The organism is Streptomyces sp. NPDC001868, from assembly GCF_040297125.1.
Lineage (GTDB): Bacteria > Actinomycetota > Actinomycetes > Streptomycetales > Streptomycetaceae > Streptomyces.
Window position 1 is genome coordinate 60,442 of record NZ_JBEOYO010000024.1, and the last position, 24,222, is coordinate 84,663.

Annotated in this window: 21 protein-coding genes; 14 read left to right on the forward strand and 7 right to left on the reverse strand. The window is 71.9% G+C overall.

Going from position 1 to position 24,222, the window contains the following annotated elements; genetic code table 11:
- Window positions 1-16: 16 nt before the first annotated feature.
- Window positions 17-1,192, forward strand: coding sequence for an acyl-CoA dehydrogenase family protein (locus ABT147_RS26240; protein ID WP_502983159.1), 1,176 nt, complete (start codon window positions 17-19; stop codon window positions 1,190-1,192).
- A gap of 51 nt (window positions 1,193-1,243) precedes the next feature.
- Here ABT147_RS26240 and ABT147_RS26245 read toward each other — a convergent pair whose 3' ends face one another.
- Complete coding sequence (locus ABT147_RS26245) at window positions 1,244-1,687, reverse strand: cell division protein SepF (RefSeq protein WP_329900427.1); 444 nt, start codon at window positions 1,685-1,687, stop codon at window positions 1,244-1,246.
- 302 nt (window positions 1,688-1,989) lie between these two features.
- Between ABT147_RS26245 and ABT147_RS26250 the strand changes: the two genes are divergently transcribed.
- The 6 genes from ABT147_RS26250 (at window position 1,990) to ABT147_RS26275 (ending at window position 11,133) form a co-directional block, all read left to right on the forward strand.
- Window positions 1,990-3,201, forward strand: a complete 1,212-nt coding sequence (locus ABT147_RS26250; protein WP_351410346.1) for a DUF5685 family protein — start codon at window positions 1,990-1,992, stop codon at window positions 3,199-3,201.
- 397 nt (window positions 3,202-3,598) lie between these two features.
- On the forward strand, window positions 3,599-5,440 hold the full coding sequence (locus tag ABT147_RS26255; RefSeq protein WP_351410348.1) for an FAD/NAD(P)-binding protein: 1,842 nt from the start codon (window positions 3,599-3,601) through the stop codon (window positions 5,438-5,440).
- 82 nt (window positions 5,441-5,522) lie between these two features.
- Entirely contained in the window at window positions 5,523-6,722 is a 1,200-nt protein-coding gene (locus tag ABT147_RS26260) for an LLM class flavin-dependent oxidoreductase (RefSeq protein WP_351410464.1), read from the forward strand.
- A 545-nt stretch (window positions 6,723-7,267) separates the two neighbouring features.
- Window positions 7,268-8,170 carry a S1 family peptidase gene (locus ABT147_RS26265; RefSeq protein WP_351410350.1) on the forward strand — a complete coding sequence of 301 codons (903 nt, stop codon included), beginning with the start codon at window positions 7,268-7,270 and terminating at the stop codon, window positions 8,168-8,170.
- A 268-nt stretch (window positions 8,171-8,438) separates the two neighbouring features.
- Window positions 8,439-9,314 carry a slipin family protein gene (locus ABT147_RS26270; protein WP_351410466.1) on the forward strand — a complete coding sequence of 292 codons (876 nt, stop codon included), beginning with the start codon at window positions 8,439-8,441 and terminating at the stop codon, window positions 9,312-9,314.
- Window positions 9,315-10,053: 739 nt separating this feature from the next.
- Window positions 10,054-11,133, forward strand: coding sequence for a S1 family peptidase (locus ABT147_RS26275; RefSeq protein ID WP_351410352.1), 1,080 nt, complete (start codon window positions 10,054-10,056; stop codon window positions 11,131-11,133).
- A gap of 25 nt (window positions 11,134-11,158) precedes the next feature.
- Here the strand turns inward: ABT147_RS26275 and ABT147_RS26280 are convergent, their stop codons facing one another.
- On the reverse strand, window positions 11,159-12,211 hold the full coding sequence (locus ABT147_RS26280) for a DUF3533 domain-containing protein (RefSeq protein ID WP_351410354.1): 1,053 nt from the start codon (window positions 12,209-12,211) through the stop codon (window positions 11,159-11,161).
- Between the two features lie 206 nt (window positions 12,212-12,417).
- Between ABT147_RS26280 and ABT147_RS26285 the strand changes: the two genes are divergently transcribed.
- Entirely contained in the window at window positions 12,418-15,978 is a 3,561-nt protein-coding gene (locus tag ABT147_RS26285; protein ID WP_351410356.1) for a DNA polymerase III subunit alpha, read from the forward strand.
- On the forward strand, window positions 15,975-16,943 hold the full coding sequence (locus tag ABT147_RS26290) for a DNA polymerase Y family protein (RefSeq protein WP_351410358.1): 969 nt from the start codon (window positions 15,975-15,977) through the stop codon (window positions 16,941-16,943). Before ABT147_RS26285 ends, ABT147_RS26290 begins: the two co-directional genes overlap by 4 nt.
- A 30-nt stretch (window positions 16,944-16,973) precedes the next feature.
- Here the strand turns inward: ABT147_RS26290 and ABT147_RS26295 are convergent, their stop codons facing one another.
- Window positions 16,974-17,348: a cupin domain-containing protein gene (locus ABT147_RS26295; protein WP_329900418.1), complete on the reverse strand. Its 375-nt coding sequence runs from the start codon at window positions 17,346-17,348 to the stop codon at window positions 16,974-16,976.
- 129 nt (window positions 17,349-17,477) lie between these two features.
- Between ABT147_RS26295 and ABT147_RS26300 the strand changes: the two genes are divergently transcribed.
- Window positions 17,478-17,924, forward strand: a complete 447-nt coding sequence (locus ABT147_RS26300; protein ID WP_329900417.1) for a MarR family winged helix-turn-helix transcriptional regulator — start codon at window positions 17,478-17,480, stop codon at window positions 17,922-17,924.
- 173 nt (window positions 17,925-18,097) lie between these two features.
- On the forward strand, window positions 18,098-18,967 hold the full coding sequence (locus ABT147_RS26305; protein WP_351410361.1) for an esterase/lipase family protein: 870 nt from the start codon (window positions 18,098-18,100) through the stop codon (window positions 18,965-18,967).
- Window positions 18,968-19,031: 64 nt separating this feature from the next.
- Here the strand turns inward: ABT147_RS26305 and ABT147_RS26310 are convergent, their stop codons facing one another.
- Complete coding sequence (locus ABT147_RS26310; RefSeq protein ID WP_351410363.1) at window positions 19,032-20,174, reverse strand: lytic polysaccharide monooxygenase auxiliary activity family 9 protein; 1,143 nt, start codon at window positions 20,172-20,174, stop codon at window positions 19,032-19,034.
- Window positions 20,175-20,489: 315 nt separating this feature from the next.
- Between ABT147_RS26310 and ABT147_RS26315 the strand changes: the two genes are divergently transcribed.
- A complete protein-coding gene (locus ABT147_RS26315) occupies window positions 20,490-21,260 on the forward strand; it encodes a dienelactone hydrolase family protein (RefSeq protein WP_351410365.1) in 771 nt (256 codons plus the stop codon).
- A gap of 107 nt (window positions 21,261-21,367) precedes the next feature.
- Here the strand turns inward: ABT147_RS26315 and ABT147_RS26320 are convergent, their stop codons facing one another.
- Window positions 21,368-21,502 (reverse strand): hypothetical protein, encoded by a 135-nt coding sequence (locus tag ABT147_RS26320; protein ID WP_267893159.1) that lies wholly within the window; start codon window positions 21,500-21,502, stop codon window positions 21,368-21,370.
- Between the two features lie 137 nt (window positions 21,503-21,639).
- On the opposite strand from ABT147_RS26320, the gene ABT147_RS26325 reads away from it, so the two are divergent.
- On the forward strand, window positions 21,640-22,299 hold the full coding sequence (locus ABT147_RS26325) for a class I SAM-dependent methyltransferase (protein ID WP_351410367.1): 660 nt from the start codon (window positions 21,640-21,642) through the stop codon (window positions 22,297-22,299).
- Between the two features lie 56 nt (window positions 22,300-22,355).
- Here ABT147_RS26325 and ABT147_RS26330 read toward each other — a convergent pair whose 3' ends face one another.
- Window positions 22,356-22,859: a ribonuclease FAU-1 family protein gene (locus tag ABT147_RS26330; protein ID WP_351410369.1), complete on the reverse strand. Its 504-nt coding sequence runs from the start codon at window positions 22,857-22,859 to the stop codon at window positions 22,356-22,358.
- Window positions 22,840-23,769, reverse strand: a complete 930-nt coding sequence (locus ABT147_RS26335; protein ID WP_351410371.1) for a GNAT family N-acetyltransferase — start codon at window positions 23,767-23,769, stop codon at window positions 22,840-22,842. Before ABT147_RS26335 ends, ABT147_RS26330 begins: the two co-directional genes overlap by 20 nt.
- A gap of 71 nt (window positions 23,770-23,840) precedes the next feature.
- Here ABT147_RS26335 and ABT147_RS26340 point away from each other — a divergent pair, with 71 nt between their 5' ends.
- Window positions 23,841-24,209 (forward strand): GntR family transcriptional regulator, encoded by a 369-nt coding sequence (locus tag ABT147_RS26340; protein ID WP_351410373.1) that lies wholly within the window; start codon window positions 23,841-23,843, stop codon window positions 24,207-24,209.
- The last annotated feature ends 13 nt before the right edge of the window (window positions 24,210-24,222 follow it).

Genomic DNA, 24,222 nt, shown 5'->3' on the forward strand with positions numbered 1-24,222 from the left:
TTTGTGAGCCGGAGGTGTGTCCGTGAGCTTCGACCCCGCTGATTTTCTTGGCCTCGACGAGCTGCTCGAACCCGAGGACCTCGCCGTGCGGGACACCGTGCGGAGCTGGGCGGGGGATCGGGTGCTGCCGTATGTCGCCGAGTGGTACGAGCGGGGGGAGCTGCCCGGAATCCGGGAACTGACCCGGGAGTTGGGGGCGATCGGGGCGCTGGGGATGTCACTCCAGGGGTACGGGTGCGCGGGCGCCAGCGCGGTGCAGTACGGGCTCGCCTGTCTGGAGCTGGAGGCGGCGGACTCGGGGATCAGGTCGCTCGTGTCCGTGCAGGGCTCGCTCGCGATGTACGCCATCCACCGGTTCGGCAGCGAGGAGCAGAAGCGGACGTGGCTGCCGCGCATGGCCTCCGGCGAGGTGATCGGATGCTTCGGCCTCACCGAACCCGACCACGGGTCCGACCCGGCGTCGATGCGGACCTACGCCAAACGGGACGGCGGCGACTGGGTCCTCAACGGGCGGAAGATGTGGATCACCAACGGGTCCGTCGCCGGGGTCGCCGTCGTGTGGGCGCAGACCGAGGACGGCATCCGCGGATTCGTCGTACCGACGGACAGCGCCGGGTTCTCCGCGCCGGAGATCAAGCACAAATGGTCCCTGCGCGCCTCCGTCACCAGTGAACTCGTCCTGGACGACGTGCGGTTGCCCGAAGACGCCGTACTGCCGGAGGTCAAGGGGCTGAAAGGCCCGCTGAGTTGTCTTTCGCACGCCCGCTACGGAATCGTGTGGGGCTCGATGGGCGCGGCCCGGGCGAGTTTCGAGTCGGCCGTCGAATACGCCAGGACACGGGAGCAGTTCGGGAAGCCGATCGGTGGATTCCAGCTCACCCAGGCCAAACTCGCCGATATGGCGGTCGAGTTGCACAAGGGGATTCTGCTCGCCCACCATCTGGGGCGGCGGATGGACGCGGGACGGCTCCGTCCCGAGCAGATCAGTTTCGGCAAGCTGAACAACGTACGGGAGGCGATCGAGATCTGCCGTACCGCCCGCACGATTCTCGGCGCGAACGGGATCTCCCTGGAGTACCCGGTGATGCGGCACGCGACGAATCTGGAGTCCGTGCTCACCTATGAGGGCACTGTCGAAATGCACCAACTCGTGCTGGGCAAGGCGCTCACCGGTCTCGACGCCTTCCGGTGAGCCACGTCGCACGCCCGGGTGGCGGAGGCAGGGCCGGCGAGCGGCCCTGCCTCAGCTCTGGTTGAAGAAACCGTCGACCGGACGGCTCGCGACCTCGCCGCTCACGATCTCCGTGTCGGCCGGGGTCAGCAGGAACACGCGGTTGGACACCCGCTCGATCGAACCGCGCAGACCGAAGATCAGGCCGGCCGCGAAGTCGACGACACGCTTGGCGTCGGCGGGCTCCATGTTCGTGAGATTCATGATCACCGGGACGCCGTCCCGGAAGAGCTCGCCGATGTGCCGGGCGTCACGGAAGCTGTCCGGCGTGACCGTGCCGATCCGGCGGCCGTGGTCCTGCGCGGCCTCGGACGCGACCTTGACGCGAGGGTCGGTGACCCAGGCCTCGCCGGAGCCGGACTCCCGCTCATCGGCGTAGTCGTCGTCGTAGTAACGCTCGTCATCGTTGTCGTCGACGAGGCCAAGCCAGGCACTCGCCTTGCGCACCGATCCCATGGACGCCTCCTCTCGCAGCGGTCTTTCGTGCTTTCCGCATCCCTATCGTCGTCCATGATGCGGATGTCTCGCCAAGTGGATAGACGCCGCACGGGGGTTTCGTGACGGTACTGGTGCAGAACGAATTCGTCGAGAGTCCATGTGCCCCAAGGGCTCCGCTGTACACACCTGCTGACAGGGAGTGAAATAATATTGTTCGCGGCGTTTGGGTGAGTCGGGGCCGTCCGGGTGAACGTTCCGGCGGCTACGATGCGGCGACGCCGACGGGCGTACGGAGACACGGGGAGACACGGGGGAGTGTCGTGTTCGGAATAGTGAGGCCCTGCGGCCATCGGCTCGGCGAAGGGCTGCGGACGCAATGGATGGCGCATCTGTGCGGACTCTGTCTCGCACTGCGCGGGGATCACGGGCAGTTCGCCCGGATCGTCACTAATTATGACGGTTTGCTGGTCTCGGTTCTGACGGAGGCTCAGGCCGAGCGCAGCACCGACTGGCGGCGCACCGCCGGGCCCTGTCCGCTGCGCGGGATGCGCACCGCCTCGGTCGCCCAGGGCGAGGGCGCGCGGCTCGCCGCCGCCGTCTCACTCGTGCTCGCCTCGGCCAAGGTCCGTGATCATGTGGCCGACGGGGATGGAGTACTGGGGCGCAAGCCGGTCGCGCGCGCCGCGCGCCGGATCGCGACGAACTGGGGACGCGCCGGGGCGCGTACGGGATCGGACATCGGGTTCGACACGGCGGTGCTGGTCGACGCCGTGGACCGGCAGGTCGGCATCGAGGCGCTCGCCGGGCCGGGCACCTCGCTGCTCACGGTCACCGAGCCCACCGAGACGGCGACCGCGGCGGCCTTCGCCCACACCGCGATCCTCGCCGGACGGCCGGGCAACGCCGAGCCGCTCGCCGAGGCCGGACGCCTCTTCGGACGGCTCGCCCATCTGCTGGACGCGGTGGAGGACCGGGCCGCCGACGCCGCCGCCGGCGCGTGGAACCCGCTGACCGCCACGGGCACCCCCCTCGCCGAGGCCCGGCGACTCGCCGACGACGCCCTGCACGGCATCCGGCTCGCCCTGCGCGAGGCCGACTTCGTGGACGGCAAGCTCGCCCATCTGCTGCTCGTGCACGAGTTGCGCAGGTCGGTGGACCGGGCGTTCGGGGCGGTGCCGGTGTGTTCGGCGCATCAGCAGGGCGGGCCGGTGCCGGGGCCGGGGAATCCGTACGCGGGCGGCGCCGGTGACCCGTATGCCGGGGGTGGCGGGAACCCGTATGCCGGAGGCGGTGGGCATCCCTTCGGTGGTGGGGGCAGTGGTGGTGGGGGCGGGGGCTTCGGCGGGGTGCCGTCGCCGCAGCCGCCGCGGCGGCGGGGGTTCTGGGCGGGGTGCGGGATGTTCACGCTGCTGTGCTGCACCTGCCAGTTGTGCTGCGCGAAGGAGTACGAGGGCCCCTGGTCCCGGAAGAAGCGCGAGGGCCTCTGCCGGGACAGTGACTGCTGTGACGCGTGCGACTGCTGCGACTGCTGAACAGAGAAACGGGAGAGCGCGAGGGGAGGGGTGCGCGTGTGAAGGCCGAAGAGAGGGAGAACGCGAACGGCGCCCCTCGGAATCGGGGCGCGCAGTGGGGTCGGGTCAGCTCAACAGGACGAGGACCACACTCGACCGAAGTCGATGTGGGAGCGCGTGACCAGCCACTGCTGCGAATACATGGGATTAAGTGGAACAGGCATCCGATTGTGCGTCAACCGGCTTGAGACGTAGCGCTCACAGTTCGGACAACCTTGACAGCGAGGGGAAAGGCCGCCGTACTCTCGGCACAGACCGCTGCTGAGGGGCTCGGTCGCCCGCGTCCACATCCCTGGATCCTGGACGCGCTCCGTGTGAAGGCACCCGTGTTCGACTCGGACATCACGGAGCCTTTCGCATGCCGTCTGCCTCTTCTCCTCACCCCTCCACGCTCTCCTCCCTCTCCGCGCGGCCGTCCTTGGTGATCGTCGGGGCCGGGCCGCGCGGTACCGGGCTGATCGAGCGGATCGCCGCCAACGCCGACGCGCTGTACGCGGGCGCGGGCTTCGACATCCATCTCGTCGATCCTCATCCGCCGGGGGCCGGGCGGATCTGGCGGGCGGACCAGTCCCCGTTGCTGTGGATGAACTCGCAGGCCGAGGACGTCACCATGTTCACCGACGAGACGGTGCGGATGGACGGGCCCGTACGGGAGGGGCCCACCCTGCACGAGTGGGCTGGCCTCGACGGGAGCTTCTTCCCGGACCGGCGCATCCAGGGCGAGTATCTGCGCTGGGTGCACGAGAGCGCCGTGGCCGAGCTGCCCGAGGGGGTCACGGTCCACCATCACGCGCGACGGGCGCTACGGGTGGGCGGTCCGCGCGAAGGGCGTCAGCAGGTGTGGCTGGAGGGGCACCCGCGTCCGCTGCTCGCGGACCTCGTCGTCCTCGCGCTCGGCCATCTGGACGCAGAACTCGACGACGAACAGCGGGAGTTGGCGGATTACGCCCGCGCCCATGGGCTCGTCCACCTGCCGCCGGACTTCACCGCCGACAGTGACCTGTCTCCGCTGGCCCCCGGTGAACCGGTGCTCGTACGGGGCTTCGGGCTCGCCTTCGTCGACCTCATGGTGCTGCTGACGGAGGGGCGCGGCGGGCGGTACGAGGGGGATCCGGCGGACCCGGACGGGGAGTTGACGTACCACCCGTCCGGGCGGGAGCCCGTCCTGTACGTCGGGTCGCGGCGCGGGGTGCCGTACCACTCGAAGATCGGGTACGAACTGGAGGGGGAACGGCCGCCGCTGCCACGGTTCTTCGGGCCGGCCGAGGTCGACGCACTGCTGGAGCGGGCGGGCGGGATCGGCGAGTTGGACTTCCGGCGCGATGTGTGGCCGTTCGTGGAGAAGGAGCTGGGGTTCGCGCACTACCACCGGCTGTTCACGGCCCATCCCGAGCGGACGGCCATGGCCTGGGCGGACTTCGAGGAGAAGTACGCGGCGGCCGTGGGCACGGGGGAGCGGGCGGTGCTGGTGGCGTCGGCGGTGCCGGACGCGGCCGACCGGCTGGACCTGGCCGCGCTGGACCGTCCGCTGGAGGGGGTGCGGTACGGCTCGTACGAGGAGTTCCAGGACGGGCTGCGCGGCTATGTCGAGGCCGATCTGGCACGGCGTCATGACGATTCCTTCAGCGCCGACCTGGGGGTCTTCTTCGGGCTGTTGTCCGTCTACGGGCAGTTGATCCGGCTCGGTGACGTCGGGTCCTGGTGGCACGGGTTCTTCAGCTATCTCGCCTCCGGACCGCCCGGGCCCCGGCTGCGGCAGCTGCTCGCCCTGTCGCGGGCCGGGATCCTGCACTTCGTCGGGGCGGACATGGGCGTCGTCGCCGAGGACGGGGTCTTCCGGGCCTCCAGCTCCACCGTGCCCGGGGCGTCCGTCGAGGCGAGGGCGCTGGTCGAGGCGCGGTTGCCGGAGCCGACGGTCGCGCGGGTCCGCGACGGGCTGCTGCGCGAGCTGTACGAGGACGGGGGCGTCGTCGAGACGGCGGAGGGGCTCGTCGCCGTCGACCCCACGGACGGGCGCGTGCTGGACCGGTCCGGGCGCCCGCATCCCCGGCGTTTCGCACTCGGGCCCTACACGAACAGCCGTACGCCGGGGGCCTTCACCCGGCCGCGTACGGGTGGGCCCGCCTTCCGCCAGAACGACGCGACGGCTCGGGCCGTACTCGCGTTCCTGCGCGACCTGGAGTGTCGGGCGGCGGCGTGAGGGGCGTGAGGGGTGGGCCGAGGAGGTGCCGGGGGGTGAGGTGAGCGTGCGTGGTCGAAGTGATGGAGAGAGGTTGACCGGTATGGAATCGGCGTACGGGCGCGGGCGGTTGCACCTGGCCGCAGCCATTGACCAGCGGGAGGCGGGGGAGGCGGGAGACGCGGGGGCGTTCGTCGAGCTTGCCCGGCTCGCGGAGCGGGGGGTGTTGGATTTCGTGACGTTGGGGGATCCGTCCGGGCGGCCGGGGCCGGACGCGTCGGCGGGGGCGGACGCGTTCGCGGTGCTGGCGCGGGTGGCGCCGGAGACGGGGCGGATCGGGCTGGTGCCGGCGGTGCCGGCGGTGTCGACGGTGTCGGCGGTGTCGACGGCGCGTACCGAGCCGTTCGCCGTGCGGGCGGCGGTGGCGACGCTCGACCGGGTCAGCCGGGGGCGGGCCGGGTGGTGGACCGACGTGGTGAGCGCGGAGGAGGAGGCGCGGCTGTTCGGGCGGGGGCAGGGTGGGTCCGGTGGGTCCGGTGAGTCGGGCGATTCCGGTGACGTGGTCGACGTGGCTGATGTGGCCGGCGTGGGTGGCGTGGCCGATGCGGTCGTCCGGTTGTGGGACAGCGGGGAGGGCGACGCCGGGATCCGGGGTGTCGGGGCTGGGCGGTCCGGCGATCGGGAGAAGGCGCGCCGTGTCGGCTTCGAGGGGGCCGGGGGTGCCGGGGGTGTTGAGGGGGCCGGGTTCTCCGGGGTGGCCGGGCCGGCCGTCCGGGGGGCCTCGGACGTGGGCCGGCCGCCGCAGGGGCATCCGGTGCGGGTCGTCGACATGACCGAGGGGGTGAGTCGGGGGGCCGCCGCCGCGTACGCGGATGTCGCGCTCGTGCGGGTCGCCACCCCGGCCCACGCCGACGCCGTACGGACGGAACTGCGGGACGCGGCGGCCGGGTTCGGGCGGGACCCCGATGAGCTGCGGGTTCTGGTGAGTCTCAGGGTGGATCTCGGCGGTGGTGAGCACGCGGCCGAGCCGGGGCACGGCGGGGGAGGCCCGCGGCAGACCGCGCACGGCCCGCTGTACCGTGGCGGGCCCGTCGACCTCGCCGAGCTGGTCATCGCCTGGCACCGGGCCGGGGCCGCGGACGGCTTCCACCTTGTCCCCGTCGAGCCGCGCCGAGACCTGGAACGACTCGTCAACGGGACGGTGGCGCTGCTCCAGCACCGCGGGCTGTTCCGCACCTTCTACCCGGGCAGCACCCTCCGCGAGCACCTGGGCCTCGCCCGCCGGCCAGTCGGTACGCCGTGACATGGGGAGCGGCACGGGAGGAAGGGACACGGGAGGAAGGGCCACGGGGAGCGGTGCGGGACGTTCGTGGCCGGCTCCCGGCTCCCGGGTGCGGGCTCGGGCCGTCCGAGCCCGGGTGGTGGGACCGGACGGCTGAACGGCCCAACGCATGACTTCCGGACACCCCCGGGTGGTGGACCCGCGTACTCCGACCGGGCGCCTCGGAGGGTGTCCCGCGCCGCGGCCGACGATAGTGGTGATCGAACCTCCCGGGCCCTGCGGCCTGCTCCGACGACCCGTCAGACGGTCCCTCCGGGAGCCGCTCAGCATTCACACAGAACCCGCACATATGGCCTGGCGATATCAACTGGCGTGAAGGGCGCGGCGGTTGGAATCCGAGAGGCCGAAAGGCACCCTTGCGTGGGTCGGCGGTACGGCCGAATACTTCCCCCCAGCGCCTTGTCAGGGGCACGGCGTGTTCGGAATCCGGACCGATGTCCCTGATCTGCGCCTCACGGGCCCCGACCCCACGCGGGCCCCCGACTTCCCTTTGGAGGGAACGACTAGTGAGGATCAAGCGCACCACCCCCCGCAGCGGTATAGCGAGACGGACCCGGCTGATCGCCGTGACCGCCGGACTCGCGGCCGCGGCCGCCGTCACGGTCCCCACCGCCAACGCGGCAGGCACCCAGACGTTCAGCGCCTCCGAGCTCAAGAGCGCCAGCTCATCGGTGCTCAAGGCCGATATCCCGGGCACCGCCTGGGCGATCGACCCGGCGACGGACAAGGTCGTCGTCACGATCGACAGCACCGTCTCCCAGGGCGAGCTCGCGCAGATCAAGGAGGCGGCGGGCGACAAGGCCGGCGCTCTGACGATCAAGCGGACCCCGGGCAAGTTCAACAAGCTGATCAAGGGTGGCGACGCCACCTATGCGGCCAGCTGGCGCTGCTCCCTGGGCTTCAACGTCCGCAGCGGGAGCACGTACTACTTCGTGACCGCCGGTCACTGCACCGACGGCGCGGGCACCTGGTACTCCAACTCCGGCCGCACCACGGTCCTCGGCCCGACCGCGGGGTCGAGCTTCCCGACCAACGACTACGGCCTCGTGCGCTACAGCAACACGACCATCGCCAAGGACGGCACCGCGGGCAGCGTGGACATCACCAGCGCGGCCACCCCGAGCGTCGGCACCAATGTCATCCGCACCGGCTCCACCACCGGTACCCGTACCGGACGCGTGACCGCCCTCAACGCGACCGTGAACTACGGTGGCGGCGACATCGTCTACGGCATGATCCAGACCACGGTCTGTGCCGAGCCCGGCGACTCCGGCGGCCCGCTCTACGGCAGCAACGGCGTGGCGTACGGTCTTACCTCCGGCGGCAGCGGCAACTGCTCCTCCGGTGGTACGACCTTCTTCCAGCCGGTCACCGAGGCCCTGAGCGCGTACGGCGTCAGCGTCTACTAGGCCGAACGGGAACGCCGGCGCACTTCCCCCCGGCGCCGGCACCCATTCAGCTGCGATCGGCAGCAGGCGAGCCCCCGCACACCTCGTGTGCGGGGGCTCGCCCTCGTTCGGGAGGCGGAGTTACCTTCGAGATGCGTGCGGGTGCGCGCCGAGGGCGCGTGCGACGCCGCGAGTACTCCCTTCTTACGCCCGCGGATGCCCGTGGACGCTTACGGACGCTCATGGAGTACTCCCTCTCATACGCCCACTTCGGACCCTGGGGGCCGTGATGGTCGAGGAGCTGGTGACGGCGGGGGTGGCCCTCGTGTCCGTCGGCGCGGTGTACGTGATGTCGGCGGCGCGGGTCGTGAAGCAGTTCGAGCGGGGGGTGGTCTTCCGGCTCGGCCGGCTGAGGCCGGCGGAGCGTGGGCCCGGGTTCACGATGATCGTGCCGTTCGTCGACCGGCTCCAGAAGGTCAACATGCAGATCGTGACGATGCCGGTGCCGGCGCAGGAGGGCATCACCCGGGACAACGTCACCGTACGGGTGGACGCCGTCGTCTACTTCAAGGTGACCTCGGCGGCGGACGCGATCGTGCGGGTCGAGGACTACCGGTTCGCCGTCTCCCAGATGGCCCAGACCTCGCTGAGGTCCATCATCGGCAAGAGCGAGCTGGACGATCTGCTCGCCGACCGGGAGAAGCTCAACCAGGGGCTGGAGCTGATGATCGACAGTCCTGCGGTGGAGTGGGGGGTCACCATCGACCGGGTCGAGATCAAGGATGTGTCGCTGCCCGAGACCATGAAGCGGTCCATGGCCCGGCAGGCCGAGGCGGACCGGGAGCGGCGGGCGCGGGTCATCAACGCCGACGCCGAGCTTCAGGCCTCCAAGAAGCTCGCCGAGGCAGCCAAGGAGATGTCCGAGCAGCCTGCCGCGCTTCAACTGCGGTTGCTGCAGACCGTGGTGGCGGTGGCGGCCGAGAAGAACTCCACGCTCGTGCTGCCGTTCCCGGTGGAACTGCTGCGGTTCCTTGAGCGGGCCCAGCAGGCGGCTCCGCCGGTTCAGGGGGTGCCGCAGGCGCCGCCGGCCCACGGTGTGGCGTCGGTTCCGGGAGTGCCGCAGCCGCCGGCCCATGGTGCGTCGTCGCCCCCTGCTGTGCCGTAGCCGGTGGGTCGTCAGTGGTCAGTCGTCCGCGACCCGGTGGGGCTTCTCGCGCAGTTCCCCGCGCCCCTAAAAGCTTCAGGCCCTTGCGGGCCTGAAAGCCACGGTCCCGCGGGCTTGAAAGGTGACGGGTCGGCGGGCCCTGGAGGTGGAGGGTCGACGGGCCCTGGAGGTGGCGGGTCTGAAGGTCTGGAAGTGGCGGGGCTGCGGATCCGAAGGTGGCGGGACTGCGGGTTGAAAAGCGTGGGGCGTAGCCCCGGCTTTTCAGGGGTGCGGGGAACTGCGCGAGAAGCCCCACCGGACGCGCGCTGTGGGGGTCGAAGGGGCGCAGCCCCTGGGGGATGGGACGGGTAGGGGCGGCGGGGGCGAAGGAATCGGTGCGGAAGCAACTGTCGTCCCGCGTGGGCCGTTTGGAATCGGACCCCCGTGGGGCGATTTTCAGACAGGCCTAGACCTCACCCGTTGCGTAGGTGGCCGTTGCTTCCTGTGTTTGCAGTGTGAATTCCCGTGACCACGAGGTGGGGCGTTACCGGACGGTAATGACATAGGGGGCGTGCGCCCTGGTTGTGCGCGAGGCCTGAAGTCGACCTTGTGTGCCCCCTGGGCGCCTAGGAATAGTGGGCGCCGCACAGTTGGCATGGACGCGGCGTTTTTATCGTCCACCGCCTTCTGGACCGTACGACTTCCGGCCGAGCGGGGCCCCCACGCCCCTCTCGGCCAACCCCCCACAGGAGGACGTGAGTTGAAGCACCGACGCATACCCAGGCGCCGTGCCGTCGTGACGGGCGCGGGCATCGCCGCACTGGTCGCCGCGGGAGTGACCTTCCAGACTGCGAACGCGAGCGAAACCGCACCGACCCCCGAGCCGAAAGCGCTCTCCATCACGGCGGCCGGAAAGCTCGCCCTGACCCTCGACGCGGACCTCGGCGCCGACGCCGCGGGAACGTATTACGACGCGAAGAGCAAGCTCCTCGTCGTGAACGTGCTCGACGAGACCGCCGCGGAGACCGTCGAGGCGGCCGGCGCCAAGGCCCGCATCGTCGAGAACTCCCTCGCCGAGCTGAAGAGCGCCCGGACGACCCTCAAGGCGGACGCCACCATCCCCGGCACCGCCTGGGCCACCGACCCGACCACCAACAAGGTCGTCGTCACCGCGGACCGCACCGTCTCCGAGGCCGAGCTGGCGAGACTCACGAAGGTCGTGGACGGCCTCGGTGCCAAGGCCGAACTCAAGCGCACCAAGGGCGAGTACAAGCCCTTCGTCGCGGGTGGCGACGCCATCACCGGCGGCAGCGGCCGTTGCTCCCTCGGCTTCAACGTGGTCAAGGGCGGCGAGCCGTTCTTCCTGACGGCCGGTCACTGCACCGAGGGCATCTCCACGTGGTCGGCCGGCGGCCAGGTCATCGGCGAGAACGCGGCCTCCAGCTTCCCCGGCGACGACTACGGCCTGGTCAAGTACACCGCGGACGTCGACCACCCCAGCGAGGTCAACCTCTACAACGGCTCCACCCAGGCCATCTCCGGCGCCGCCGAGGCGACCGTCGGCATGAAGGTCACCCGCAGCGGCTCGACCACCCAGGTCCACAGCGGCACGGTCACCGGCCTCGACGCCACCGTGAACTACGGCAACGGCGACATCGTCAACGGCCTCGTCCAGACCGACGTCTGCGCCGAGCCCGGCGACAGCGGCGGCTCGCTCTTCTCGGGCGACAAGGCCATCGGCCTCACCTCCGGCGGCAGCGGCGACTGCACCTCGGGCGGCGAGACCTTCTTCCAGCCCGTCACCGAGGCGCTGTCGGCGACCGGTACGCAGATCGGCTGAGACTCGAAGAGCCGATGGGCCGGGCTCACGCTCCCGTGGGCCGAGGCTCACGCTCCGGCCTCTTCCTCAGGGCCGCCATCACCAAGGTGATGGCGGCCCCCGCCACTGCCCAGGCCGAGAGCACCAGCAGCGCGCCGGTGACGTCGTTGCCCTCGAAGTACGCGATCGAGCGGGCCACCCAGACACCCGCGCCCGGGGGCAGCGCCGGGCCGATCGCCGCCCAGAACGGCGGCAGCAGCGGCGGTGGCAGCGCGCCCCCCGCGCTCGGGTTGCCCGCGATCACCACCAGCAGGACGGCCACACCGATCCCGGCGATCCCGAACACGCACTGGAGCGCCAGTGTGGCCGCGCCCACCGCGAAGACCACCAGCGCCCCCAGCCCCCACAGGGCCGCCACGCTCCCCGGCAGGGCGCCCAGGACCGGCCCGGCGATGACCGCGCCGCCGAGCCCGCCGATGATCGCGAACAGTGCCAGGGCGCCGAGCCGGATCACCCCGCGCCGGATGTTGGTGGGGCGCGCGCCCGCGCTCATCGCCAGCGCCGAGGCGCACAGATAGCCGCCCACGCACCAGCCCACGACCAGATAGAAGGACGTGAGCCCGTTCGCGTCCCCGGTGTCGGCCGGGGCCACGTCCACCGTCCGCAGGGTGCGGCCCTCGGACCTCTCCAGCGTGGCGACGAGCGTGGTCAGCGCGGCCGCGAGGGTCCGGCCGCCCCCGGAGGCGACCAGCAGGGTGTCGGTGGTGCCGGCCGGGTCGATCAGCAGGGCGCCGTCGATCTCCCGGTCCACGATCAGCTCGCGCGCCGCCGCCCGGTCGGCCACCGCCCTCGGGTCCAGCGGCTCGCCCGGCAGCCGCTCCAGCCGGGTCACCGACTGCTCGGCAGCCGCCGCCCGCGGCGCGACCACCCCGAACGGCACGTCCCTGAGCTTCGGGCTGTGCAGCGCCCCGACGTACGAGGCGATGAAGAGCAGCTGCAGGGCGAGCACGCCGATGACCAGCAGGGTGGCCCGTGGGGTGACCCCGTCCTTGAGCTCGTCGAGGAAGGATCCGGGGGCGGGGCCGGCCGTCTGTGTCATGTCCCCACGGTCCGGGGCGGACGGCGTTTGCGCAGGTGGGATGGGGCCGAATGGTCATCGCACATAAGTTCGAGAAGTGGTCTATGGTGGAGCCGGGAAGGTTGTGGACTGATGTTCGAGTCGAGTGATCGACCGAGTGCTTGACCGGGTGGTCGGGTGGTCGATCGGTGGCCGGGCGAGTGGTCGATCGAGTGCGGGAGGTGCGTGTGCCGGGGTTCGCGCATCTGCGCACCGCCTCCGGGTTCTCCCTGCGGTACGGGGCCTCGCATCCGGAGCGGCTCGCCGAGCGTGCCTCCGAACGGGGGATGGACGCCCTCGCGCTCACCGACCGGGACACCCTCGCGGGCGCCGTCCGGTTCGCCAAGGCCTGCGCCCGGGCCGGGATCCGCCCGCTGTTCGGGGTGGAGCTGGCGGTGGAGGTGCCCGCCGCCGCCGTACGGCAGGCGCGGCGGCGGGCTCCCGTGCGCGGCGGCGCCTTCATCGACGAGTCGACTCCTCGGGTGACCTTCCTCGCGCGCGAGGGCGCGACCGGCTGGGCCGAGCTCTGCAGAATCGTTTCGGCGGCGCATGCGGGCAGCGGTCCGGGTGGGGGCGGGAACGAGACTCCGCCGCTGCTGCCCTGGTCGGAGTGTGCCGCCGAGGGCCTGACCGTGCTCCTCGGCCCCGCCTCCGACGTGGGGCGCGCGCTGGCCGCCGGGCGCCCCGACCGTGCCACGAAGCTCCTCGTGCCCTGGCGGGAGAGGTACGGCGACGCCCTGCGGCTGGAGGCGGTGTGGCACGGCCGCGAGGGCACCGGCCCCGGTTCGCTGCGGCTGGCCGCCCGTACCGTCGGCTTCGCCGCCGACCAGCGCGTACGGCCCGTGCTCAGCAACGCCGTCCGGTACGCCGACCCCGGCATGGGCCCGGTCGCCGACGTCCTGGACGCGGCCCGGCGGCTCGTCCCCGTCGACCCCCGGGGCGAACTGGACTCCGGCGAGGCCTGGCTCAAGGGCGCGGACGCCATGCTGGGCGTCGCCGAGCGGGTCGTCGAGGCCGCCGGGTACCGCCGCGACACCGCGTACCGGCTGCTGGAGCAGACCCGGGCCACGGCCGCCGAGTGTCTGGTCGACCCGGAGGACGATCTCGGCCTCGGCACCGTCCACTTCCCCGAGCCGCATCTCGTCGGCGCGGGCCGCCGCACCGCGCAGCGGGCGCTGGCCTCACGGGCGGCGGCCGGGATGGTGCGGCACGGGTACGACGCCCGGCACGCGTACTGGGACCGGATGCACCGGGAGCTGGACGTGATCGCCCACCACGGCTTCGCCTCCTACTTCCTGACGGTCGCTCAAGTCGTCGACGACGTACGGAGGATGGGCATCCGGGTCGCCGCGCGCGGCTCCGGCGCGGGCTCCCTGGTGAACCACCTCCTGGACATCGCGCACGCCGACCCCGTCGAACACGGCCTGCTGATGGAGCGGTTCCTGTCCAAACGGCGGACCGTGCTGCCCGACATCGACATCGACGTGGAGTCCGCGCGCCGGCTCGAGGTCTACCGCGCGATCATCGGCCGCTTCGGCACCGAGCGGGTCGCGACCGTCGCGATGCCGGAGACGTACCGGGTCCGCCACGCCGTCCGCGACGTGGGCGCGGCCCTCTCCATGGACCCCGCCGACATCGACCGGATCGCCAAGTCCTTCCCGCACATCAGGGCCCGCGACGCGCGCGCGGCGCTCGAAGAGCTGCCCGAACTCAGGCAGTTGGCGGGGGAGAAGGAGAAGTACGGCCGACTGTGGGAGCTGGTCGAGGCGCTCGACGCCCTGCCGCGCGGAGTCGCCATGCACCCGTGCGGGGTGCTCCTCTCCGACGCGTCCCTGCTGAGCCGTACGCCGGTGATGCCGACCAGCGGCGAGGGGTTCCCCATGTCCCAGTTCGACAAGGACGACGTCGAGGACCTCGGGCTGCTCAAGCTCGACGTCCTGGGCGTGCGGATGCAGTCGGCGATGGCGCACGCGGTCGCGGAGGTGGCGCGGGCGACGGGGGAGCGGGTCGACCTGGACGCGCTCGACTTCGAACGGGGTGAGGGTGACCCGGCGACGTACGAACTCATCCGTTCCACCGAGACGTTGGGCTGCTTCCAGATCGAGTCGCCGGGGCAGCGGGACCTGGTGGGGCGGCTCCAGCCGGCCACCTTCCACGACCTCGTGGTGGACATCTCCCTCTTCCGGCCCGGCCCGGTGGCCGCCGACATGGTGCGGCCGTTCATCGCGGCCCGGCACGGGCGGGCGCCGGTCCGTTACCCGCACGAGGATCTGGCGGAGCCGCTGCGGGAGACGTACGGCGTGGTCGTCTTCCATGAGCAGATCATCGACATCGTGCACCTCATGACCGGCTGCGGCCGGGACGAGGCGGACCGGGTGCGGCGCGGGCTGTCCGACCCCGAGTCGCAGGGGCGGATCAGGGTCTGGTTCGCGCAGCACGCCGCCGCGAAGGGGTACGACGCCGAGACGATCGCCCGGACCTGGGAGATCGTCGAGGCCTTCGGGTCGTACGGCTTCTGCAAGGCGCACGCGGTGGCGTTCGCGGTACCGACGTACCAGTCGGCGTGGCTGAAGACGCATCATCCGGCGGCGTTCTACGCGGGGCTGCTCACGCACGACCCCGGGATGTACCCGAAGCGGCTGCTGCTGGCGGACGCGCGGCGGCGGGGGGTGCCGGTGCTGCCGTTGGACGTGAACCGGTCGGCGGTCGCTCACCGTATCGAACTGGTGTCTGAATCAAGGGGTTCGGGGACGGGTGCGGAGCCGGGTTCGGGTGCGGGAGAGGTGAAGGTGTGGGGGATCCGGCTCGCCCTCTCCGATGTGCACGGGATCAGCGAGGCCGAGGCGGCGCGGATCGCGGACGGGCAGCCGTACGCCTCGCTGCTGGACTTCTGGGAGCGGGCGCGGCCGAGCCGACCGCTGGCCCAAAGGCTGGCCCAGGTGGGCGCGTTGGACGCCTTCGGCGCCAACCGGCGTGATCTGCAACTGCACTTGACCGAGCTGCACCGGAGCGGCCGGGGTGCGGGCGGCGGTCAACTCCCGTTGGCCGGCGGGCGGCGGACCGCGTCGGCCGGGCTGCCGGACCTGTCCTCCGCCGAGCGGCTCAGCGCCGAGCTGGGGGTGCTGTCGATGGACGTCTCGCGCAATCTGATGGATGACCACCGGGCGTTCCTCGACGAGTTGGGCGTGGTGTCCGCGCGGCGGCTGCGCGAGGCGCGGCACGGGGAGACGGTGCTGGTCGCGGGCGCCAAGGCGGCGACCCAGACCCCGCCCATCCGCTCCGGCAAACGGGTCGTCTTCACCACCCTCGACGACGGCACCGGCCTGGTCGACCTCGCCTTCTTCGACGACTCCCACGACGCCTGCGCCCACACCGTCTTCCACTCCTGGCTGCTGCTGGTGCGCGGAGTGGTGCAGCGGCGCGGCCCGCGCAGCCTCAGCGTGGTGGGCGCGGCGGCCTGGAACCTCGCCGAGCTGGTGGAGCTGCGGCGCGAGGGCGGCCTCGACGCGGTGGCACCCCGGCTGGCGGAGCCGGAGCCCACGGACACCGGGGGCGGTGGTGCGCCCGACGGCGACGGCGGGCGAGGCGGCGACACCGGACGAGGCGGTGACACCGGACGCCGGATCCGGATGCCCACCGGCTACGAGATGCATCCATGGGCCGATCTGCGGCCCGCGGGCGAAGAGCCCTCACAAGGTCCTTCTCGGATACGGAAGTTGTGGCACCAGAGTCCAGGGAGTGCGGGATGACCATCCTCTGCGTACGTTTCCAGCTGCCGCCGAAGTACGAGGCCGCTCTGCCCGGTCTCCTCGGTCTGGTCGAGGACTTCACCCCGGTCGTGGAGGCGCTGCCGCCCGACGGGGCGCTGGCCGATCTGCGGGGCGCCGAACGGTACTTCGGCCGGGACACCGTGGAGCTGGCCCGGCTGATCCGGGTCCGCGCCCTCGCGCTGTACGGCGTCGACTGTCTGATCGGCGCCGGGCCCGGACCGCTGACGGCACGGCTGGCGCTGGGGGCGGCGGCGCCCGGGGTGCCGTGCGCGGTGCCCGAGGACCTCGCCGTGGACTTCCTCGCCGAACTGCCCGTCGCCGCGCTCCCCGGCGTCGGCACCGCGACCGCCCGCACCCTGCGCGAGTACGGCCTGGAGACCCTCGGCTCGGTCGCCTGCGCGCCCCTGTCCACGCTCCAGCGCCTGGTCGGCGCGCGGACCGGCCGCGAACTGCACGAGAAGGCGAACGGCGTCGACCGCGGCCGGGTCGTACCGAACGCCGTCGCGCGCTCCCTGGCCACCGAACACCCCTTCCCCCTCGACGAGTTGGACCCCGACCGGCACCGCCGGGCCCTGCTCGCCGGCACCGAGGAGCTGGGCTCCCGGCTGCGCGCCCTGGAGAAGGTCTGCCGCACCCTGACCCTCACCGTCCGCTATGCCGACCGCTCCTCCACGACCCGCACCCGCACCCTCAAGGAGCCGACCGCCCACTCCCCGGCGCTGACCTCGGTGGCCTACGGCCTGTACGACTCCCTCGGCCTCCAGCGCGCCCGCGTCCGCGTGATCGCCCTGCGCGCCGAGGGTCTCACCCCCGCCGACCAGGCCTCCCACCAGCTCGCCTTCGACCCGGTCGACGAGAAGCTCCGCCGTATCGAGGAGGTCGCGGACCGCGCCCGGGCGAAGTTCGGCCCGCACGCGGTGATTCCGGGGACGCTGGCCGCGTAACCGCCCTCGTACGGCTGCCGGTTGCGGCTGTCAGTTGGCCCACGGTGGCACGATCCGCGTGCCGTCGGCCAGCTCCGCCTCCAGACCGAGGGAGGTGGTGACCCAGGTGACGGCCGTCTCCGTCGTCGGGTTCTCGACGGTGAGGGTCGCCCCCGGGTTGATGATCAGGGTGTCGCCCGCGGCGACGCGGTCGGTGCGGCCGTCGAGGGTGACCAGCAGCTCGCCGCTGAGCAGATGAAGGATCTCCTCCTTGGTGACGGTGTGCGCGGGCGCCTTGGTCCCCGGCGGGATCTCGCCCCGCCAGGCGGCCAGTTCCCTGCTGCCCGTGCGGGGAGTGGCGTACGAGACGAAGCGGGCGCCGTGGATCTCATGGACGACGGCTTCGGACGGGCGGACGACAGGCATGGGCGTCTCCTGGGTCTTTCGGGGCCCCGGGGCTCCGGCCGTTCCGGGATTCCGGGACTGGTTGGTCAAGCAGATTGACTATATGGTCAAGCTACTTGACCAGTTCGTCAAGAGTGTTTCAATGCAGGCGTGCAGAACTCCGAAGCCCTGGCCCTGACCGCCGCCCTGATCGCCGCCGCCGGTGAGCTGACACGGCGTATCGACGAGGGCGTGACCGCCCGCGGCTTCGACGGGCGGCCCTCGTACGGCTTCGCGTTCACCCGGCTCGCACCGGGCGGGGCGACGGTCACCGAACTCGCCGTCCATCTCGGGGTGACCAAGCAGGCGGCGAGTCAGCTGGTCGACGAAATGGTGCGCAAGGGGTACGTGGAGCGCCGACCGCATCCCGGCGATGCCAGGGCCCGGCTCGTCGTCATGACCGAGCAGGGGTGGGCCTGTGCCCGGGCGGCGGAGGAGGTGGCGGCCGAGGTCGTGGCGGGGTGGGCCGAACTGCTCGGCGGCGAGGGCGAACTGCGGGTATTGCGTGGCCAATTGGGGCGTATCGCTCCCTACGGTCCCATCAGGCCCGCCTGGTGACGGTTCGACGTCACGTGTCAGTGCCCACGGTCATCACTTGAAGTTTTTACTGACGCGTAACTTCCCACTTTTTCTACTCGCCCGTAACTTGGCGATTTAGAACAGCATCCTCGTGATCCGGATCACAGGGCGAACGTCGTCGCACGTCCCTTGAGCCGCAAGGAGATCACCCGATGCTGCCCTGGAAGCGCCTGATCAGACCGTTGGCCGCCCTGTGCCTGGCCGCCGCCGCGACCGTCGTCCCCGCCACCGCCGCCGAGGCCGCCGACACGGGCTCCGCGCCCAGCCGTGGCTGGAACGACTACTCCTGTGAACCCTCCGACGCCCACCCGCGCCCCGTCGTCCTCGTCCACGGAACGTTCGCGAACTCCGTCGACAACTGGCTGGGCCTCGCGCCGTACCTCGTGAACCGGGGCTACTGCGTCTTCTCCCTCGACTACGGCCAACTCCCCGGTGTCGCCTTCTTCAACGGGCTCGGCCCCATCGACAAGTCCGCGAAGCAGCTCGACGCGTTCGTCGACAAGGTGCTCGCCGCGACCGGCGCCGACGAGGCCGACCTCGTCGGTCACTCACAGGGCGGCATGATGCCCCGCTACTACCTCAAGTTCCTCGGCGGAGCCGCGGAGGTGAACGCCCTCGTCGGTATCGCCCCCTCCAACCACGGCACCACCCTGGGTGGCCTCACCGAACTCCTCAAGTACTTCCCCGGCGCCGGGGACCTGCTGTCCGGCGCGACCCCGGCCCTCGCCGACCAGGTGGCCGGGTCCCCCTTCATGACCAAGCTCAACGCGGGCGGCGACACCGTCCCCGGTGTCGCGTACACGGTTCTCGCCACCAAGTACGACGAGGTGGTCACGCCGTACCGGTCCCAGTTCCTCGACGGGCCGAACGTACGCAACATCGTCATCCAGGACCTCTGCGCGCTCGACCTCTCCGAGCACGCGGCGATAGGGCTCCTCGACCGCATCGCGTTCCACGAGGTCACCAACGCCCTGGACCCGGCCCACGCCACCCCGACGACCTGTCTCTCGGCCGTCGGCTGACACGTGCCGGTACGTTCCGCCGGGGCCTGTCCGGCCTGAGCCGCCCGACAGGCCCCGGAAGCCGTCAGCGACCGTGCCGGCCGCCGGGTGTCGCGCGGCGGCGGGCCGCGGCGAAGAGGAGGGAGGAACCGGCCGCCAGGACGGCCGCGCCGCCGAGGGCCAGATACGGGGTCATGCCCTCGCCGCCGGTGTCGGCGAGCCCTTCCCTGTCTCCGGCGGGCTTCGAGAGGCCGGTCCCCACGGTCGGCCCGCCGGCCGTCGCCGTCGCCGTCGCCGACGTCGACTTCGCGGTCGGTGACGCGTCGGCGGAGGTCGTATCGGCGGCATCCTTCGCCGCCTCCGCCCCCGCCGACGGCTGCCGCGATGCCTTCGGGGTCGGGTCCGTCGTCGTGCTCGCGTCGTCGTCGCCGTGGCCGCCGTGCTCGACGGTCGACTCGTCGGCGCCGTCCTCGATCTGCTCCTCGGAGGGCGCGGAGGCCTCGCCGTCGCCCGGACCGCCGCCGAAGGCGATGTCGGAGCAGGAGTAGAACGCCTCCGGACTGTCCGAGCGCTGCCAGACCGCGTACAGCAGGTGCTTGCCGGAGCGCTGCGGGAGGGTGCCGGAGAACGTGTAGAAGCCGCCCGACGCGGCCGGGTCGGTGGCCGTCGCCACCGGGTGCGCGAGATCGAGGTCGTCCCAGGCGAGCGGCTGCGACGGGTCGTAGCCGGGCTTGGTGACGTACACCTCGAAGGTGCCCTTGTGCGGGGCCGTCACCCGGTACCGGAAGGTGTACGAGCCCGCGCGCACGCTCGTCGTCGGCCAGTCGGCGCGGGCCAGGTCGAGGCCCTTGAACGCCTCGTCGCCCGCGCCGCACAGCTCACCGTCCGGGATCAGCTCCCGGTGGCGGCCTGCCGCGTCGCCGATCCGTACGCCGTTCCAGTCGTACAGCGCCTGGGTGCCGCCGGCCGTGACCGCCGCCCGGCAGGCCGCCGACCTCGGGCTCTCGGGGCCCTCCGCGTAGCACTGCGCCACCCGGCTCACCGGGTCGCCCAGCGAACCGTGCGCCACGGCCGGCCCGGCGGCGAACGCGGTCAGGACGAGCGGGGCGACACCGACCGCACCGACCGTACCGACGACGCGGGCGACACCGACGGCACCGACGCCCCGGGCGACGGCGGCGACACGGGCGGTGGCGGACGCGGTGGCCTTGCGGCGGGCAGCGGGCATGGCGGGGCACTCCTCGAAGAGGGGACAGCGGTCCTGGGCGGCTCCGGGATCGGTCCCGGGCGCCGGGGGCGATCAGCAAGCTAGCCCCAGGGAAGCGCGAAATCGCCTGCTGGGAGCGGGCGCGGGAGATCCTTATGGTGGCGTTAAGGAAGGGCTAATCAAGGGCTGAGGAAAGCCCGTTGAGGAGCCCGCCGAAGATCCGACCCGAAGATCCGATACGACGATCTGACTCGAAGATCTGACTCGAGATCTGACTCTTACCCCGGTGCGTGAGACTGGGGCCTCCGTACACGTTGGAGAGAAGGGAACCCGCGCATGACCGCCGTACGCGGAACGACCGTGGACATCACCACCGAGGACGGCGTCGCCGACGCCTACCTCGTCCACCCCGACGACGACGCCGCGCATCCGGCGGTCCTGTTCTACATGGACGCGTTCGGGCTGAGGCCGCATCTGAGGGCCATGGCCGACCGGCTCGCCGGTGCCGGGTACACGGTCCTCGTGCCCAATGTCTTCCACCGGTCGGGCCGGACCCCGTTGTTCGACCTGCCGGAGTTCATCGATCCGGACGCGCGTCCGGAGATATGGGACCAGGTCCTGCCGGTCATGCTGACGCTGACGCCGGAACTCGCGCGGCGGGACGCGGCGGCGTATCTGGGATGGCTGGCCGACAGCCCGCGGGCCGCCGCCGGGCCCGTCGGGACCACCGGGTACTGCCTGGGCGCCCGGCTGGCCCTGTACACCGCCGGTGCCTTCCCGGAGCGGGTCGCCGCCGTGGCCGGCTTCCACGGAGGGCGCCTGGCGACCGACGACCCGGACAGCCCGCACCTGTCCGTGGCCGGGATCACCGGCGAGGTGTACTTCGGCCACGCCGACCAGGACCCGTCCCTGCCGCCGGAGCAGATCGACCTGTTCGACAAGGCGCTCACCGAGGCGGGCGTCCGCCACCGCACCGAGGTCTACACGGGCGCCTCGCACGGCTACACCCAGGCCGACACCGCCGCCTACGACGCCGAGGCGACGGCACGCCACTGGACCGCGCTGCTGGACCTGCTGGACCGCGCCCTGCCCCGGCCCCGGTCATGACCGAGGCCCGCGCGAGGGGATGACCGGGGAGAACCAGAAGATCTGCCCGAGGTTCGGGTAGGAGGTCGTGGAGCGTCGGGTGGTCGGGCGGGCTGGGGCGCGGGTGCTCAGCCGTCCGGCCACCAGGTGCGCGCGATGTCCTTTCGCACTTCCCGGCGCTCGACGGGGCGTTCGTCGGCCTCGTCCCGCACCTGGCGGGACGTGGACTTCCTCAGGGGCTTCTGCACGGTCGTACGGCGCATGGCTGCCTCCTTGCGTCTACCAGGTTCCGCGTTTTCACGGAGGTAGACCTTTTCCGGGAGCGTTACTCATCGTTCGGGCTCTGTCAGTGGCGGCTGTCACCATCTGGACTGTCAGTGGCAGGTGTCACTCTGGCGGCATGACCAACATCGACGACGGCGAAACCTCCCCGACCCTTCGAACACCGAATAAACCGGCGGCAGATGACCCTCCGGAGACCGTCGACTGGGACGCGGAAGCCCCCACGTTCGACGACGAACCCGATCATGGCCTGCGGGAACCCGCCGTCCGGGAGGCCTGGGCGGCCCGGCTGCGGGAGTGGCTGCCCCACCGCGCCTGCGACGTGCTCGACCTCGGCTGCGGCACCGGCAGCCTGTCACTCCTCGCGACCGAACAGGGGCACCAGGTGACCGGAATCGACGCCTCCACGGCGATGGTCGCCCTCGCCCGCGCCAAACTCGCCGGACGCCCCGCCGTGTTTCTCGTGGGTGACGCGGCGGCCCCGCCCGTGGGGGAGGAGCGGTTCGACGTGATCCTCGTCCGCCATGTCCTGTGGACCCTGCCCGACCCGGGCCGCGTCCTGCGCCGCTGGTGCGGGCTGCTCCGGCCCGGTGGCCGGCTCGTCCTGGTCGAGGGGGTGTGGGGCACGGTCGCCCCGGTCGGCATCCCCGCCGAGCGGCTGTACGGGCTGGTCGCGCCGCTCGTCTCCGAGGCGGCGGTGGTGCCGCTGGGGGACGACCCGCTGCTGTGGGGGAAGCCGGTCGAGGACGAGCGGTATGCGGTGCTGGCCCGGCTCTGACCGGGCCGCTCACGTCGGTGCCCGTCGACGTCGGCACCCGCTCCCCTCCGTACCGCCTACGTCAGCAGCGACTCCAGGCCGCCTTCGACGGTGGCGAGTGCCTCCAGTTCGTCGAGCGCGGCCACGGCCGCCGCCGCGGCCTCCGGGTCGCTGTCCGCGAGCCCGCTCTCCGCGAACTCGTCCTCGTCCAGCCGCAGCACGGTCGTGCCGTCGGCGGAGCGCCACAGGTCCAGGTCGAGGTCCTCGACGACGAGTTCCCCGCCGGAGCGCGTGGCGGGCCTGGTGATGTCGCAGTACCAGCCCTTAAGCGCGCCCCGCGCGTCCCGGACCTCCTTCACGGCGTACCACCGGTCGCGCCAGTAGTACTCGGTGAAGATGTCACCGGGCTCGAAGCGTACGAACCCGAAGTCCCGTACGGCCTCGCCCGCCCAGGCGGCGCGGACCGTGATCCGGGTGCCGTCGTCGCTCAGCAGCCGTGCCGGGTAACGGATCTTCGTGCGGCCCGCCTTGAGCAGGACGACATCCAACTCCGCCACCGGCTCAACCGAGTTCACGGACATACCGCACCTCCGTCGCGCACACCTCGTACCCGAACCACTTGTTGATCGCGAGCATCGGCCCGTTGCCGGCGTCGTTGCCCGTGAAGGCCTCCGTGTAGCCGGCGGTGCGGGCGCGGTGCAGGGAGTCGTTCTTGGCGAGCTTGGCGAGGCCACGGCCGCGGGAGGCGCGGGCGGTGCCCGTCATACCGGTGAAGTAGCGGTCCCGGCCGTCCGTGCGGACCGCGGTGAACGCGGCGGGTGTGCCGTCCACGACGACCACCGTGCTCAGGGCGTGGTCGAGGAGGGGGTGGCGAAAGGTCTCCGCGAGCCACAGCTCGTAGTCGTCGAACTCCGCGTCGAGGTCGCTCGGTTCGTCCGCCGACGACTCCGCGTCCAGGTCGAAGAGGGGGCGCGGGTCGTCGGCGAAGTCGGCCGCCGTACGCAGTGCGGCGCCCTCGGGCGGCGCCTGGAGCGGGGGGAGGGCGCCGTGGGCAAGGTCCAGGCGGAGGAAGTGCGCGGAGCGGCTGGCCGTGTAGCCGCGCCGCTCGGCGAACGCGCGGTTCTCCGGGGTGTTCAGCACCCATGACAGCAGCCGGCGCGCGCCCACCGCCGTCAGCCGCTCCTCGGCGGCGCGCACCAGCAGGTCGCCGGCGCCCCGGCGCGGATGCCCCGGGTGCACGTACACGTTCAGATAGCCCTGGCCCGGTACGGGGCTGTCGTCGGCGATGCCCAGCTGCACCGTGCCGATCACCTCGCCGTCCGCCTCGGCGACCAGTTGCCGGTAGTGGGCCTCGGGGGTCGCGTGGGTGGCGTCGTGGAGCAGGGACTCGGCGGTGCTGACCATGAAGGGCAGGGCGAGGCGTCGTACCTCGACGAAGGCCTCGGCGTCCGCGGGGTCGGCGGCGCGGAGGTCGCGCACGATCACTGTCATGTGAGCGCACGGTACGCGGGGCGCACGGTGGGCTGCCTCCGAATTTCCGGCGGGTACGGGACAATCGCCGCGTGACCTTGAAGATTCGCATCATGGAGGGGGGCGCGCCCTACGAGCAGGTGCGCGCCCAGATCTCGGAACAGGCCCGCTCCGGCGCCCTGCCCGTGGGGTACCGGCTGCCGACCGTACGGGGGCTCGCCGAGCAGCTCGGGCTCGCCGCCAATACCGTCGCCAAGGCGTATCGCGCGCTGGAGACGGACGGGGTGATCGAGACGCGGGGGCGCAACGGGACGTTCGTGGCCGCCGCCGGGTCCGCCGCGGAGCGGGAGGCCGCCGTGGCCGCCGGGGCGTACGCGGAGCGGGTGCGCCGACTCGGGCTGAGTGAGGCGGAGGCCCTGGCGGTGGCCCGCGATGCCCTGCGGGCCGCGTACGCCGAGTAACGAGCGCCGACCC

Excerpts from the sequence above, each read along its gene's own strand:
- ABT147_RS26280 (WP_351410354.1), bottom strand. The coding sequence starts at position 12,211 with ATGACACAGACGGCCGGCCCCGCCCCCGGATCCTTCCTCGACGAGCTC.
- ABT147_RS26305 (WP_351410361.1), top strand. The coding sequence starts at position 18,098 with ATGCTGCCCTGGAAGCGCCTGATCAGACCGTTGGCCGCCCTGTGCCTG.
- ABT147_RS26330 (WP_351410369.1), bottom strand. The coding sequence starts at position 22,859 with ATGTCCGTGAACTCGGTTGAGCCGGTGGCGGAGTTGGATGTCGTCCTG.
- ABT147_RS26260 (WP_351410464.1), top strand. The coding sequence starts at position 5,523 with ATGGAATCGGCGTACGGGCGCGGGCGGTTGCACCTGGCCGCAGCCATT.
- ABT147_RS26335 (WP_351410371.1), bottom strand. The coding sequence starts at position 23,769 with ATGACAGTGATCGTGCGCGACCTCCGCGCCGCCGACCCCGCGGACGCC.
- ABT147_RS26315 (WP_351410365.1), top strand. The coding sequence starts at position 20,490 with ATGACCGCCGTACGCGGAACGACCGTGGACATCACCACCGAGGACGGC.
- ABT147_RS26310 (WP_351410363.1), bottom strand. The coding sequence starts at position 20,174 with ATGCCCGCTGCCCGCCGCAAGGCCACCGCGTCCGCCACCGCCCGTGTC.
- ABT147_RS26325 (WP_351410367.1), top strand. The coding sequence starts at position 21,640 with ATGACCAACATCGACGACGGCGAAACCTCCCCGACCCTTCGAACACCG.
- ABT147_RS26270 (WP_351410466.1), top strand. The coding sequence starts at position 8,439 with ATGGTCGAGGAGCTGGTGACGGCGGGGGTGGCCCTCGTGTCCGTCGGC.
- ABT147_RS26295 (WP_329900418.1), bottom strand. The coding sequence starts at position 17,348 with ATGCCTGTCGTCCGCCCGTCCGAAGCCGTCGTCCATGAGATCCACGGC.
- ABT147_RS26245 (WP_329900427.1), bottom strand. The coding sequence starts at position 1,687 with ATGGGATCGGTGCGCAAGGCGAGTGCCTGGCTTGGCCTCGTCGACGAC.
- ABT147_RS26320 (WP_267893159.1), bottom strand. The coding sequence starts at position 21,502 with ATGCGCCGTACGACCGTGCAGAAGCCCCTGAGGAAGTCCACGTCCCGC.
- ABT147_RS26255 (WP_351410348.1), top strand. The coding sequence starts at position 3,599 with ATGCCGTCTGCCTCTTCTCCTCACCCCTCCACGCTCTCCTCCCTCTCC.
- ABT147_RS26290 (WP_351410358.1), top strand. The coding sequence starts at position 15,975 with ATGACCATCCTCTGCGTACGTTTCCAGCTGCCGCCGAAGTACGAGGCC.